This is a genomic window from Rhodococcus sp. 06-235-1A, from assembly GCF_002258785.1.
Classification (GTDB): domain Bacteria; phylum Actinomycetota; class Actinomycetes; order Mycobacteriales; family Mycobacteriaceae; genus Rhodococcoides.
Genome location: NZ_NOYI01000033.1, coordinates 66,527 through 80,509 on the forward strand (window position 1 = coordinate 66,527; position 13,983 = coordinate 80,509).

Here is a 13,983-nt window from a genome sequence, read left to right on the forward strand (position 1 = left end):
CCTCTCGCACAAGACCTCTGCCGCCTTCCGCCGGAGAGATCCACGATCATGCGCCTTTTGCTGGACGCCCTTACCGGCCGAACAGCCAGCGCTGTGCATTTTATACGCTTCCACCGAATCAGTTGTTCGTCGAACAGCGTGAGGGCCGCCGATCACCCGACCGGCGGCCCTCACTGAAGTACGACTTACTTGAAGGTGTCCTTGATGTTCTCGCCGACCTTCTTCACGCCTGCCGAACCCTGATCCTTCTTGCCCTCGGCCTCGAGGTCCTTGTTGTTCGTGGCGTCGCCCACAACTTCCTTGGCCTTGCCGATGGCGTCTTCTGCTGCGTTCTTGGCCTTGTCGATGAAGCTCATGTGAGTTCCTTTCCTCGTGCCTGGTTGGTACTGAGGACTTAGTCGGAGCCCGTCGGCGAAAGCACACGTTCGCATGTCGAGATCTGGGTCACACATGCCGTCGACGTTTCCGGGGCGCCCGGGGTGGATACATTCGACCGATGATGGTCGCCAAGGTGGACAGTTATCAGCGCAGTCATCCGTCGGCGGGTTTCCCGCTGGCGGTGCTGTACAAATTTCTCGACGACCGAGGCGGCTACCTCGCCGCTCTGATCGCGTACTACTCGTTCCTCTCGCTGTTTCCGCTGCTGCTGTTGTTCACCACCGTGCTGGGGATCGTGCTGGCAGGCGACCCCGAATTGCAGACCCGAATCATCGATTCGGCGATGAGCCAGATTCCTGTCATCGGTGATCAACTCGGTCAACCGGATCGCCTCAGCGGCGGAACCACCGCCATCGTCATCGGCGTCGTGGGGTCGCTGTACGGCGGACTCGGAGTCTCCTTGGCTGCCCAGTACGCAATGAACACCGCGTGGTCGGTGCCCCGAAACGAGCAACCCGATCCGATCAAGGGACGCCTGCGTGGGTTGTTGCTCCTGAGCACCGTCGGCACGGCGATCATCGGGTTGACCGTCCTCAACGGCGTCGCGTCCTCGGGTGTGTTCGGGTTCGCGGGAGGTGCGTTGGCACTGATCGGTGCGGTGATCGTCAACGTCGTGGTCTTCACAGCGGCATTTCGTATCGGAACCGCACGTGCACTGAGTGTTCGCGAGGTGCTGCCCGGTGCGGCGATCGCCGCCGTGATCTGGCAGGCGCTGCAGTCCTTCGGAGGAATCTACATTCGCTACGTCGTCGGCAATGCCAGCGCCGCGAACGGAATCTTCGCGATCGTCCTCGGTCTGCTCGGCTTCCTGTACGTCGCATCGGTGCTCATCGTGTTGTGCATCGAAATCAATGCCGTACGAGTCGATCACCTGCATCCCCGGGCGCTGTTGACGCCGTTCACCGACAACGTCGAACTCACCGAAGGGGACAAGAACTCCTACACCGGACAGGCAGAAGCGCAGCGCAACAAGGGATTCCAGGACATCACGGTCACCTACGACGAGCCGGATTCGGTAACGGGGGAGGGCTCGCCGAGTAGGTGACCTGCGTGTCCACTATTCGTGCTCTCGAGCGGTATCCCGTGTTCGGATGCGAATTGTGGACACTGGCGACGCCTCTGAATTTCTGACATGTCTGGGAAAAATTGTGCAGTGGTGCTAAAGTTGGGTCCATGCCATCGCCCAAGGCAGACCGCCGAGAACTCACGTTCATTCAGAACGCCCGTCGCGAACAGCTGATCGAATGCGCTGTCGATGTCATCGCGGAAGCGGGGGTGGAGAAGGCGTCGTTCGTGCGCATCGCCGAGCGCGCCGGAATCAGCCGCGGCGTCATTTCGTACCATTTCGGCACCCGCGAGGAACTCCTCGATGGTGTTGTCCAGCTCGTCTACGCGCTCGGTGAACGGGAAGTCGGTCCTCTCGTTCGTGCGGCACGTTCGAGTCGAGAGGCGTTGCTGGAGTTCATCAGCGCCAGCGTCATGTTCTACGCTGCCTACCCACGGCACATGAAGGCACTGTCGGCCATCTTCGCTACTGCCCCCACGCGCACCGAACGTTCGGAGCACGGAGCCGAGATGCTCGAAGTGCACACGCTGCTCGAGGCGGGGCAGCGGAGCGGTCAGTTCCGATCCTTCGATGCGCGCATCATGGCCATGACAATTCGCGCCGCTCTCGACGCGGCAGTGTGGCGAGTAGGTGCCGGCGACGATGCGGCGACGCTCGCGAACGAACTGCGTCGAACATTCGACGCTGCAACACGATCGGACGAAGTATGAGGACGATGCCGGTCGCCCTCGCTGCAGTGCTCCTGGTACTTGCCGGGTGCGCATCGACCTCGGATCGATCCGACAGTGCGCCCCTCGAGGTCGCCACGGCCACAGCTACCGTGCATGGGGTTGCCGTGGAGAACACCCGGCAGTTTCTCGGCATCAGGTATGCCGAGCCTCCCATCGGTAATCTGAGATGGTCACCTCCACAACCGCTTCCGACGTCCGACGGTGATGTCGACGCCACTGCGCCGGGTTCGCAGTGTCCGCAGAGCGCGACCGAGTCCGGTGGCGCACAGACGACGGACGAGGATTGTCTCTTCCTGAATGTGACAACGCCGCTGGTGACGTCGAACGATCCACTGCCGGTGATGGTGTGGTGGCACGGTGGCGGATTCACGTCGGGATCGGGCTCGGCCTACGAAGCTCAGCGGATCGCTTCGGAGGGCAATGTCATCGTGGTGACGGTGAACTACCGACTGGGCATGCTCGGTTATCTCGGTCTGCCCGGTTTACGCGGCTCCGGAAACTTCGGGTTCGCCGATCAGATCCAGTCCCTGCGGTGGGTGAACGACAATGCCGCAGCATTCGGGGGAGACCCCGACAACGTCACCGTGTTCGGAGAGTCCGCAGGTGGTATGGCGGCGTGTGCTGCGTTGACATCGCCTGCGGCGCAGGGGTTGGTGGACAAGGCGGCCATCATGTCGGGCTCGTGTGCATTGGACTTTCCTACCGACTCGATCTACCCGGGTGTGCCCGAACAGCGGCCGTACGTGTCGCTGGCCGACAGTGAGGCGACCGGAATCGAGGTCGCGCAGCAGCTGGGCTGCTCGGGCTCGAATACCCTCGAGTGTCTGCGGGCTCTGCCCACCGACGCTCTGGTGGCACAGGGACAGAGCTTCTCCAACAACCTCGCCTACGGTACCGAGATGCTCCCCGCCGATCCGGTTCGTGCCGTCGAAGACGGTGCAGCACTCAATGTTCCGGTGTTCTCCGGCGGGAACCGGGCCGAACAGAACTCGTTCGTCGGGGGCGCGCTGTTGGCGGATCCGAGCACGGTGACAGCCGATTCGTACCCCACCCTCCTTACCGATGCATTCGGCTCCGATGCCGCCCGCGTCGCCGATGTGTATCCGCTGCAGCACTTTCCGTCTGCGGCGTTGGCATGGGCCTCGGTGACCACCGATGCCGCTTGGTCCTGCCCCACCTATCGAAACAATCGGGAGTTGGCAGCGACTGCCCCGGTGTATTCGTACGAGTTCGCCGATACCGGGACCGCCGATGTCAGTGGCGTCGGCGCATCCGGCGTACCACAGGACGCTGCACACGCAACCGACATGCCGTACTTCTTCGACATTGCGGGTCACGATCTGCTGAAGACTCCGGCGCAGCACGATCTCGCCCGAACGATGATCGCGTACCTCACCTCGTTCGCCCACACCGGAATACCCAGTGCAGCCGATGCACCGCAATGGCCCCGTACCACCGCAGACGTCAGCCCCGTTCTGCAGTTCGCCTCCGGCGACATCTCGGTGATCGACGCCGATGCCGAGCATCACTGCGACTTCTGGAATTCACTCGCGCGCTGAGTGGCGTGGTCCGGTCGACTCCGCAAACGCGCGCGCATTCGTCAGGTGCGCGCGGATTAGCGAGCCGATCGGGCACTATTTCGCGCGCGGATGGCAAACGCGCGTGCGTTTGCGAGAACTGGGGAGGCGGGGAGTCGGGCGGCGGCGGCGAGAACTGCGGAGGCGAGGGCTGCGGCGGCGGAGGCTGATCGATTCCGCAAACGCGCGCGCATTCGTCAGGTGCGCGCGGATTAGCGAGCCGATCGCGCACTATTTCGCGCGCGGATGGCAAACGCGCGCGCGTTTGCGAGAACTGCGGAGGCGACCGGCGAGGGAGGACCGGGGAGCGAGAACTGCGGAGGCGACCGGCGAGGGAGGACCGGCGAGCGAGAACTGGGGCGGCGACCGGCGAGGGAGGACCGGGGCGTCGAGGACCAAGTGCCGAGCCGCGTGACCCCCGTCACGAACCGGTCAGCCGGTCGGCTAGAAAATACTCCGAGTTTGTTTCGCGAAAGCGCATGCGCAAGCGCTTGTATGCGCCTTAGGCTCCTGCAATCGAGCGACGCGACCGCGTGGCTAGGGGACAAGGGAGTCCACATGTTCAATCACCGTCGGAAGTCTGCGCTGACGATCGGGACCGTGCTCATGGCCGGTTCGCTCGTCTTCGGCCTGACCGCATGCAGCAGCTCGGACTCGGACAGCGTCAAGGTCGGGCTCATCACCAAGACGGATTCCAATCCGTACTTCGTGAAGTTGCGCGAGGCCGCACAGGCGCAGGCAGATTCGAGTGGTGCCGAGTTGGTGGCTCTGGCCGGTGCGTTCGACGGTGACAACGAAGGACAGGTCGCAGCCATCGAGAACCTGGTGGGACAGGGCGTGAAGGGAATTCTGATCACCCCGAACTCCTCGACCGGAGTGTTGGACGCGATCAAGAAGGCGCGTGACGCCGGCGTCGTCGTCATCGCCCTCGACACTGCCACCGACCCCGAGGATGCGGTGGACGCCACGTTCGCGACGGACAACAAGGCGGCAGGAGTCAGCCAGGGCGAATGGGTCAAGGGCACCCTCGGAACCACTGCGCCCCAGGTCATCATGCTCGACGGCACCGCGGGCGGCACCGTGGACACATTCCGTCATGACGGCTTCCTCGAAGGAATGGGTCTGACCGACAGCTCGTCGGAGATCGTCGGCCAGGAAAACACCAACGGCGACCAGACCAAGGCACAGACGGCCATGGAGAACCTGCTGCAGCGCGCACCGGGCGTCAACGCGCTCTACACGATCAACGAGCCCGCCGCGGCGGGTGCGTACCAGGCAATCCAGTCCGCAGGCCGCGCCGATCAGATCACCATCGGCTCCATCGACGGTAGCTGCACCGGCATCGCGAACGTCAAGTCCGGCATCATCGGCGCAACGGTGCTGCAGTTCCCGGCGAAGATGGCCGAGCAGGGCGTCGACGCGGTCGTGAAGTTCGCTCAGGACGGCACCAAGCCCAGCGGATTCAACGACACCGGCTCGCAGCTCGTCACCGACAAGCCGGTGGCCGGCATCGAATCCCAGGACACCGCGTGGGGCGAAGCGAATTGCTGGGGCTGATCGCGACCTACCGGCGAACACAGGGATCTGATTCGTGACTACCGATACCGCTGCGCCTCCCAAGGCACCGAGCCGGTTCAACGTGGGGACCATCCTGCGTGAACCGCTGCTCGGGCCACTGGCCGCACTCGTCATTGCCATCATCGTGTTCAGCTCGATTTCGAGCTCGTTCCTCAACCCGCAGAACGTCTCTCTGATTCTGCAGCAGTCTGTGGTCGTCGGCATTCTCGCCGTCGGCCAGACCCTGATCATCCTCACGTCCGGTATCGATCTGTCGATCGGCGCGGTCGCGGTGATGGGAACCATCGTGATGGCGCAGTCGGCCGGGGCGAACGGACCGGTCGTAGCGTTGGGTTCGACGCTCGCCGTGTGCGTTGCGTTCGGCGCGATCAACGGCGGATTGGTGACGGTACTGAGACTGCCGCCGTTCATCGTCACGCTCGGCACGTTCACGGCGATCCAAGCGGCCACCAGACTGCTGGCCGGATCCGAGACCTATCAGGTGCCCAGCGGACCGCTGACGTTTCTCGGCACCTCGTTCAAGATCGGTAGCTTCTCCACCACCTACGGCGTGGTGGTGATGCTGCTGGTGTATGCCGTGATGTGGTACGCCCTGTCCCAAACATCCTGGGGTAGACACATTTACGCGGTCGGTGGCAGCCCGCAGGCCTCGGATCGCTCCGGCATCAAGTCCGGTCGTGTGCTGTTCTCGGTGTACATCGTCACCGGTGTCATTGCGGCGATTGCGGCATGGGCAGCGCTCGGGCGGATCCCCAACGCCGACCCGAATGCGTATCAGAACGCCAACCTCGAAACGATCACCGCGGTCGTCATCGGTGGAACCAGCCTGTTCGGTGGCCGCGGCACCGTCATCGGGACTCTCGTCGGAACCCTGATCGTCGGTGTGCTGCGCAACGGGCTCACTCAGGCCGGCGTCGACAGCCTCTACCAGAACATCGCGACCGGCATTCTCGTCATCGTCGCGGTGGCCGTCGATCAATTCGCACGTAGGAGGTCACAGTGAACGCACCCCTCGCTCTGGAAGCGCGTGGTCTGGTCAAGACCTACGGCAGCGTGACGGCCATCAACGGTGCAGATTTCGAGTTGCGGGCCGGTGAGGTGTTGGCGGTGATCGGCGACAACGGAGCCGGAAAGTCCAGTCTCATCAAAGCTTTGGCCGGAGCTGTCATTCCGGATTCGGGTGAGATCCTGATGAACGGATCGCCGGTGTCGTTCAAGAACACGCGCGACGCACGGGCGGCCGGCATCGAGACGGTCTATCAGGACCTGGCCGTCATTCCGGCGCTCGACATCGCGTCGAACGTCTACCTCGGACGCGAGATCAAGCGTAAAGGCATCAGCGGCAGTATCTTTCGCAGGCTCGACATGCCGCGGATGCGGGAGGAGTCATCGAAGCATCTGCAGGATCTGAAGATCGGAATCAAGTCGGTCAATCAGGCGGTGGAGACGCTTTCCGGTGGTCAACGTCAGGGCGTGGCAGTTGCCCGCGCAGCAGCGTTCGGCCGCGGAGTGATCATCATGGACGAGCCGACGGCCGCACTCGGCGTGCGGGAGTCGGGGATGGTGATCGATCTGATCCGAACCATCCGCGACCGCGGCATTCCGGTAGTGCTCATCAGTCACGACATGCCACACGTGTTCGAGGTCGCCGATCGTATTCACATCCACCGGCTCGGGAAGCGTGCGGGCGTGGTCGATCCGAAGAACCGCACCATGTCCGAGGTCGTTGCGCTCATGACCGGCGCGGAGGAGCCGACCGACGATGAACGCGCCGGGCTCTGAATCAGCCGCTCCGGTCGGGGTTTTCGTCGGGCTGGCGACACTCGATGTGATCCATCGAGTGTCGGCAGCGCCGGCACCGAACCAGAAGATCACCTCGAGCGCGCAGTTCGTCGCGTCGGGTGGGCCTGCCGCCAACGCTGCCGTCACCTTTGCCGCGCTCGGCGGGACGGCCGTGCTCGTCACCGCACTCGGTGACGACCCGGTGGCCGCGCTGGTGAAGGCGGACCTCGCTGCGTTCGGCGTCCGCGTGATCGACGCGGCCGAGGGCTCCACCAGGTCGGTGCCCCTCTCGGCTGTGACGGTGATCGAATCGACCGGCGACCGATCGGTCGTCTCGGCGGACGCCGTGAACTCGGACGCCACACCGCCGGCCGATCTCGCAACCGTCGTCGCCGGTGCCGACGTCGTTCTGGTCGACGGGCACCACCCCCTGATCGCCTGCGCCGCCGCGGAACATGCGGCGGCGCGGGTCACCACGTTGATCGTGGACGCCGGCCGCTGGAAACCGGTGATGCGAGAGCTGATCCCACATGTCACGGACATGGTGTGCTCGGCCGACTTTCGCGTTCCCGATACTCAGGACACCGCCGGTAGCGCCGCTGCACTCGTCGGCTCGGGTGTGCGTACCGTCGTCACCACCCACGGCGGCGAGCCGGTCGAATGGTGGTCCGAGGGATCCTCGGGATCGGTGGACGTCGAGCCGGTGACGGTGGTCGATACAGTGGGGGCCGGGGATGCCTTCCACGGCGCGTACGCGTACTACTCGACGCAGGCCGGCTCCCTCTCCGAGCGCATCGGCAGGTCGGCTCACGTTGCGGCACTGCGCTGCTCGATGATCGGCCCCAGAGCGTGGCTACGCCAACTATCCACTGCCCCAACTGTGTACTGACGGACTCGAAAGCGACAACGGTGAGCATTGACCAGGATGTACAGGAAGCGACCCTCGACGAGCTCGTGGAGCTGGCCGGGCGCCTTGCCGTGGCAGGCGAGCGACACATACTGGGTCTGACCGGCGCGCCGGGTGCCGGAAAGTCCACGGTGGCGCAGCAACTCGTCGATGCTCTGGGACCGGAACGTGCGGTGTTGGTTCCGATGGACGGATTTCATCTCGCGAACGAGGTGTTGATCGAGTTGGGTCGACTCGAGCGCAAAGGTGCACACGACACCTTCGACGACGACGGGTTCGCGCGTCTGGTCGCGGCAATCCACGACCAGCGACCCGGGGACCCCCTGGTGTACGCGCCGAAGTTCAGGCGCGAGATCGAGGAATCGATCGGCTCGGCCGTTCCGGTCCCGTCGAACGTTCCGCTCGTGATAACCGAAGGCAACTACCTGCTCATGGAGTCGGACGCATGGCCTGCCGCGCGGGCGATGATCGACGAGGTCTGGTTCCTGGCCCCGCACACGAGGGTTCGGCAAGAACGATTGGTCGCCAGGCACGAGGCGTACGGAAAGTCGCACGAGGACGCGGAGTTCTGGGCACTCGGTTCGGATCAACGCAACGCAGAACTCATCGGGTCGACCGCGCTCCGCGCCGACCGAATCCTGCGTCTGACATGACGGTGCCGCAGACCCGCCGGCACCGGCCACGACAGTGCCGGACCGACTGACATGCCCACGATGGACGATGTCGCCCGCATCGCACGAGTGTCGGTATCGACTGTCTCGCACGTACTCAACGGGACCCGCAAGGTCAACCCGGCCACCCGAGAACGCGTCGACGCGGCGATACTCGAGATCGGCTACCGACGCAACGTCGTCGCGCGATCCCTCGCCGCGGGCCGGACCCACACCGTGGGGCTCTCGATCGCCGCGTTGACGAACCCGTATTTCGGCAGTCTGGTGTACGCCGTCGAGCAACGGCTGTCCGAGGCCGGATACGTGTTGATTCTGGGCGACTCACACGATGAGCCGCGATCCGAGCGCAGGGTCACGGATTCGCTGCTGGACCGTCAGGTCGACGGGATGATTCTCGCGCCCGCGGCGGGCTCGGAATTCTCGACGATTCCCGAGATCGTCCGCAGCGGAACGCCTCTGGTGTTGATCGACCGAATGCTCGACGTGCCGTGCGATCAGGTCGGACCGGAGAACGACGCGTCGGCGTACGAGCTCACCGCCCATCTCCTCGATGCCGGTCATCGACGCATCGCCATCGTGCGCGGCATCGAGGGAATCTCCTCGACGACAGAGCGATTCGACGGTTATGCCCGTGCACTGGCCGATCGAGGGATCGAGTTGGACCCTCGGTTGATCCTCGACGGTCAGTCCAACGTCGAGGTGGCCGAGTCCCGGGTGCGCGAACTGATGTCGAACCCGGACCGGCCGTCGGCTCTGGTGTCGATGAACAACTCGATGACCATCGGATCACTGAAAGCCGTTCGCGGCCTCGGCTTGTCGATCCCCTCGGACCTCGCCTTCGTGTGCTATGACGACTTCGAGTGGTCGGATCTGTTCGAGCCCCGGCTCACAGCGGCGGCTCAGGACGTGCAGACGATCGGCCGAACCGCAGCCGACCTGGTTCTCGGACGCATCGAGGGACGCGAGGACGCGCCTCGATCGATCCGCGTACCGACCACTTTCACCCACCGCAATTCTTGCGGCTGCGCCGCAACCTCGGCCGGAATGCCGGCCGTACCCGAAAGATAGGACAGCTCATGCCCATTGCCAGTCCGGATCAGTACGCGGCCATGCTGGACCGTGCGAAGGAGGGCGGGTTCGCCTACCCGTCGATCAATGTCACCGGCTCGCAGACGCTCAACGCTGCGTTACAGGGCTTCGCCGAGGCAGAGAGCGACGGCATCATCCAGGTGTCGGTCGGCACCGCGCTCTACCTCTCCGGAAACGCCGTGCAGAACCGCTTTGCCGGCTCGAAGGCGCTCGCCCAGTACGCCCACGAAGTGGCGCAACACTATTCGATCTCGGTTGCGCTGCACACCGATCACTGCCCTGCCGAGAATCTGGACGACTGGGTGCGGCCACTGCTGGCCGACGCCATCGACCGACGTGGACGCGGACTCGATCCGCTGTACCAATCGCACATGTGGGACGGTTCGGCGGTGCCACTCGACGAGAATTTGCGTGTCGCTCGAGAGTTGCTCGATCTGTCGGTGCAGGCGAACACGATCCTCGAAATCGAAGTAGGCGTGATCGGCGGTGAGGAGGACGGAGTCTCGCACGAGATCAACGAGCAGCTGTACTCGACGGTCGACGACGCGCGCGCAACGATCGCTGCGCTCGGCGCAGGGGAGCGCGGCCGATACATGACTGCCCTGACCTTCGGCAACGTGCACGGCGTGTACAACCCCGACTCGGTGCACCTACGCCCGGAAATTCTCGCCGAGATCCAGGCCGTGGTCGGAGCGGAGACCGGTAAGGACAACCCGTTCGATCTGGTGTTCCACGGTGGATCGGGATCCAGCGCAGAAGATATCGCCTCCGCGGTGGCCAGCGGAGTGATCAAGATGAACATCGACACCGACACTCAATACGCCTTCACCAGATCCATCGCAGGGCACATGATCAGCAAATACGACCAGGTGCTCAAGGTCGACGGCGAGTACGGCAACAAGAAGGCCTACGACCCCCGGTCCTGGGGCAAGCCTGCCGAGACGGCGATGGCGGCGAGAGTGGTCGAGGCGACGCAGATGCTCGGCTCGGCAGGCCGAACGATGCGCTGAGAAAATAGTTTTCTCGACGATGTCGAATTCTGTGGACCGGCTACGTCCCAGGGTCGAATGCAGAAAGAATGGCTGCATCCGACGCTAGGAGACATCATGGCCAAGTACCTCATGCTCAAGCACTACCGCGGCGCTCCCGAGCCTGCCGACTGGATCCCGATGGATCAGTGGACGCCGGCCGAAGTGCACGACCACATCAAGTTCATGCAGGACTTTGCCGCCGAGCTCGAAAAGACCGGAGAATTCGTCGATGCGCAGGCGGTGGCCCCCGAGGGCACCTGGGTGCGCTCGGACGGCGAAGGGAAACCCCCGGTCACCGACGGTCCGTTCGCGGAGACCAAGGACCTCATCGCAGGCTGGATGGTGATCGATGTCGACTCCTACGATCGCGCGCTCGAGCTGGCCGGGCAGCTGTCAGCAGCACCCGGCGCCGGTGGGAAGCCGATCGACGAGTGGCTCGAGCTCCGTCCGTTCATGGAAGCTCCTCCCACGATCGCCGACTGACGGTAGTCGGCCGACGACCATCATGGATCCCGGAGTGCTGCGGGCACTGACGCCTGCCGTGATCGGCGTCCTCGTCCACCGCGGAGCAGATTTCGCGGCGGCCGAGGACGCCGTGCAGGAGGCGATGCTCGAGGCGACGTCGACCTGGGTCGCCGAAGCACCGGCCGATCCCAAGGGCTGGCTGGTGACCGTAGCGTGGCGAAAATTTCTCGACGCGCAACGCTCGGACAAGGCGCGTCGAGCCCGCGAGGATCGCCTTGCTGCCCAACCGGATCCCGGCAGCGTGGGTGACGTCGACGACACGTTGCAGTTGTTCTTCCTGTGTGCGCATCCGGCGCTGACTCCGGCGGCAGCGGTGGCTCTGACGCTGCGTGCCGTCGGGGGACTGACGACACGGCAGATCGCGCAGGCGTATCTGGTGCCGGAGAAGACCATGGCGCAGCGCATCAGTCGCGCAAAACGTGCGGTGCGTGATGTGCGTTTCGACGCGCCGGGCGACCTGAACACGGTGCGGCGGGTGCTGTATCTCGTGTTCAACGAGGGGTACACCGGAGATGTCGACCTCGCGGCGGAGGCCATCCGGTTGACTCGGCAGTTGTCGACGCTGTCCGACGACGAGGAAACGGCGGGCCTGTTGGCGCTGATGGTGGTGCACCACGCGCGCCGTTCGGCGAGGACCGGATCCGACGGTCGACTCATCCCCCTGGCCGAACAGGACCGATCCCGTTGGGACACAGCGTTGATCGCCGAGGGCGTACGGATTTTGCAGGCGGCACTGGCCCGAGATCGGTTGGGGGAGTTTCAGGCCCAGGCGGCGATCGCCGCCCTGCATGCCGACGCGATGCGGGTGGAGGAGACCGACTGGGTGCAGATCGTCGAGTGGTACGACGAGTTGCTCGCCCTCACCGACAGTCCCGTCGTGCGGCTCAATCGCGCGGTGGCCATCGGGGAAGCCGACGGCCCCGCCGCGGGGCTCGCGGCGCTGTCCGAGGTCGATTCCACGGTACCGAGGCACACGGCGGCAGCCGCGCATCTGCACGAGAAGGCCGGTGACCTCGCACAGGCCGCAGAGTTGTACGCCCGAGCGGCGCAGTCGGCTCCTTCGCTACCCGAGCGGCATCATCTGACGCTGCAGGCCGCTCGGATACGGGCGGTGAATCGGTGACCACGTCGAGCGAGCGTACGAACCGATCGGTTTCGTAATCTGATCGTTAGCGGGAGAAAGCGGAATTCGTGCAACCCTCGTATGGTGCTGATGTTGCCAGTGGGACTCAAGGGGAAGAAGCGAACTCGATCCGCTGCGGTGGTGACGGTCGCCGTGCTGGGATCGATGCTGCTGACCGGTACGTCGGCCCAGGCACTGCCGGGCAGCTCGGGATCGGCCGACGCCGCGGCGGGCGCCGTTGGGATCCATCAGGTGTCGGCCACTCGTGCCGTGCTGAATGTGTTCTCCCCGTCCATGAATCGCGTCATCTCCAACGAGATTCTGCATTCGCCGGAGGGTGGACCTGCCCCGAGCCTGATCTTGCTCAACGGTGCACTCGGCAACGAAGACGGTGTGGGGTGGCTCAACAACTCCGGCGTCGAGCAGTTCTTTCTGGACAAGAACGTCACGGTCGTCGCGCCCATCGGCGGACGCTTCAGTTTCTACACCGATTGGCAGACTCCGGACCCGGTCCTGGGCAGCAACATGTGGCAGACATACCTCACTCGCGAACTGCCTGCAGCCGTCGACGCCGCCTATGGTTCCAACGGTCGACGCGGTGTGGCAGGACTGTCGATGAGCGGCGGGCCCGCACTCGACCTGGCGATCCAGGCCCCGGATGTGTTCGACGCGGCCGCGTCCTTCAGCGGATGCCCGGCACCATCGAATCCGCTTGCCACCGCTGGTATCTCGGCGATGATCGCCGGTGGACTCAACAATCCGTTCAACATGTGGGGGCTGCCGGGAAGCCAGGGCTGGCGCGATCACGACCCGTCCCTGAACGTCGAACGCTTGCGCGGAACAGCGGTGTACGTCAGCTCGTCTCGCGGGCTTCCTGGACCGGTGGACCGAATTCCCGAGGGCGCGGTTCCACCGTTCGGCGGGATGGCGGTCGAAGCGATGGTCAACTACTGCACGTCGATCTTCGTCGACGCTCTGCGCCGAGCCGATGTGCCGGCGACGGTCTCGATGCGCGACGAAGGCGCACACACGTGGCCGCTGTTCGAGGATCAGCTACGCGAAGCTTGGTTCACCACACTGGCACCGGCTCTCGGAACCAGCTGATTGCGCCGAGACTCCCGTGGGTACTCGTCGATGCACATCGCCGACGAAAGGACAGCCGACCATGGCCGAAGACGAATTCCACAAGGGCGACAAGGTCGAATGGCAGACCCACGGAACCACGACCGAGGGTGAGGTGAAGGAGAAGATCACCTCCGAGACCGAAGCGGCAGGCCGAACGGTGAAGGCATCGAAGGACGACCCGCAATACCGGGTCGAGAGCGACAAGTCGGGCAAGGACGCAGTGCACAAGCCCGACGCGTTGAAAAAGAAGGGCTGAGCCCCGTTCGTGGGCTGAGAAACGGGTCGACTGCCGACTATCTGTACTCTCGGAAAGTACTGATCGTCACTTATGGAGGCAGCA

General features: G+C 64.3%; 15 protein-coding genes. 14 read left to right on the forward strand and 1 reads right to left on the reverse strand.

Annotated features, from left to right (window positions below):
• Positions 1–185: 185 nt before the first annotated feature.
• A complete protein-coding gene (locus tag CH275_RS27300; protein WP_027495724.1) occupies positions 186–356 on the reverse strand; it encodes a CsbD family protein in 171 nt (56 codons plus the stop codon).
• 140 nt (positions 357–496) lie between these two features.
• Between CH275_RS27300 and CH275_RS27305 the strand changes: the two genes are divergently transcribed.
• From CH275_RS27305 to CH275_RS27370, 14 genes are all read left to right on the forward strand, one after another.
• On the forward strand, positions 497–1,483 hold the full coding sequence (locus CH275_RS27305) for a YihY/virulence factor BrkB family protein (protein WP_373453751.1): 987 nt from the start codon (positions 497–499) through the stop codon (positions 1,481–1,483).
• A gap of 128 nt (positions 1,484–1,611) precedes the next feature.
• Complete coding sequence (locus tag CH275_RS27310; RefSeq protein ID WP_094681280.1) at positions 1,612–2,214, forward strand: TetR/AcrR family transcriptional regulator; 603 nt, start codon at positions 1,612–1,614, stop codon at positions 2,212–2,214.
• A 5-nt stretch (positions 2,215–2,219) separates the two neighbouring features.
• On the forward strand, positions 2,220–3,794 hold the full coding sequence (locus CH275_RS27315) for a carboxylesterase/lipase family protein (RefSeq protein ID WP_256991242.1): 1,575 nt from the start codon (positions 2,220–2,222) through the stop codon (positions 3,792–3,794).
• A gap of 576 nt (positions 3,795–4,370) precedes the next feature.
• Positions 4,371–5,369 (forward strand): substrate-binding domain-containing protein, encoded by a 999-nt coding sequence (locus tag CH275_RS27320; protein ID WP_032405682.1) that lies wholly within the window; start codon positions 4,371–4,373, stop codon positions 5,367–5,369.
• Positions 5,370–5,403: 34 nt separating this feature from the next.
• Positions 5,404–6,393 (forward strand): ABC transporter permease, encoded by a 990-nt coding sequence (locus CH275_RS27325; protein WP_094681282.1) that lies wholly within the window; start codon positions 5,404–5,406, stop codon positions 6,391–6,393.
• Entirely contained in the window at positions 6,390–7,172 is a 783-nt protein-coding gene (locus CH275_RS27330; RefSeq protein WP_094681283.1) for an ATP-binding cassette domain-containing protein, read from the forward strand. Before CH275_RS27325 ends, CH275_RS27330 begins: the two co-directional genes overlap by 4 nt.
• Complete coding sequence (locus tag CH275_RS27335; RefSeq protein ID WP_094681284.1) at positions 7,153–8,061, forward strand: PfkB family carbohydrate kinase; 909 nt, start codon at positions 7,153–7,155, stop codon at positions 8,059–8,061. The genes CH275_RS27330 and CH275_RS27335 overlap by 20 nt, the downstream gene beginning before the upstream one ends.
• A 20-nt stretch (positions 8,062–8,081) precedes the next feature.
• Entirely contained in the window at positions 8,082–8,732 is a 651-nt protein-coding gene (locus tag CH275_RS27340) for a nucleoside/nucleotide kinase family protein (protein WP_094681285.1), read from the forward strand.
• A 51-nt stretch (positions 8,733–8,783) separates the two neighbouring features.
• On the forward strand, positions 8,784–9,818 hold the full coding sequence (locus CH275_RS27345) for a LacI family DNA-binding transcriptional regulator (RefSeq protein ID WP_094681286.1): 1,035 nt from the start codon (positions 8,784–8,786) through the stop codon (positions 9,816–9,818).
• An 8-nt stretch (positions 9,819–9,826) separates the two neighbouring features.
• On the forward strand, positions 9,827–10,849 hold the full coding sequence (fbaA, locus tag CH275_RS27350) for a class II fructose-bisphosphate aldolase (RefSeq protein WP_094681287.1): 1,023 nt from the start codon (positions 9,827–9,829) through the stop codon (positions 10,847–10,849).
• 96 nt (positions 10,850–10,945) lie between these two features.
• Positions 10,946–11,353 carry a YciI family protein gene (locus CH275_RS27355; RefSeq protein WP_094681393.1) on the forward strand — a complete coding sequence of 136 codons (408 nt, stop codon included), beginning with the start codon at positions 10,946–10,948 and terminating at the stop codon, positions 11,351–11,353.
• Between the two features lie 22 nt (positions 11,354–11,375).
• Positions 11,376–12,518, forward strand: a complete 1,143-nt coding sequence (locus CH275_RS27360; protein WP_094681288.1) for an RNA polymerase sigma factor — start codon at positions 11,376–11,378, stop codon at positions 12,516–12,518.
• A 90-nt stretch (positions 12,519–12,608) separates the two neighbouring features.
• On the forward strand, positions 12,609–13,622 hold the full coding sequence (locus CH275_RS27365; protein ID WP_256991243.1) for an alpha/beta hydrolase: 1,014 nt from the start codon (positions 12,609–12,611) through the stop codon (positions 13,620–13,622).
• A 61-nt stretch (positions 13,623–13,683) separates the two neighbouring features.
• The gene (locus tag CH275_RS27370; protein ID WP_094681289.1) at positions 13,684–13,899 is read left to right on the forward strand and encodes a DUF2945 domain-containing protein; all 216 of its coding nucleotides are present in this window, start codon (positions 13,684–13,686) and stop codon (positions 13,897–13,899) included.
• Positions 13,900–13,983 lie beyond the last annotated feature (84 nt).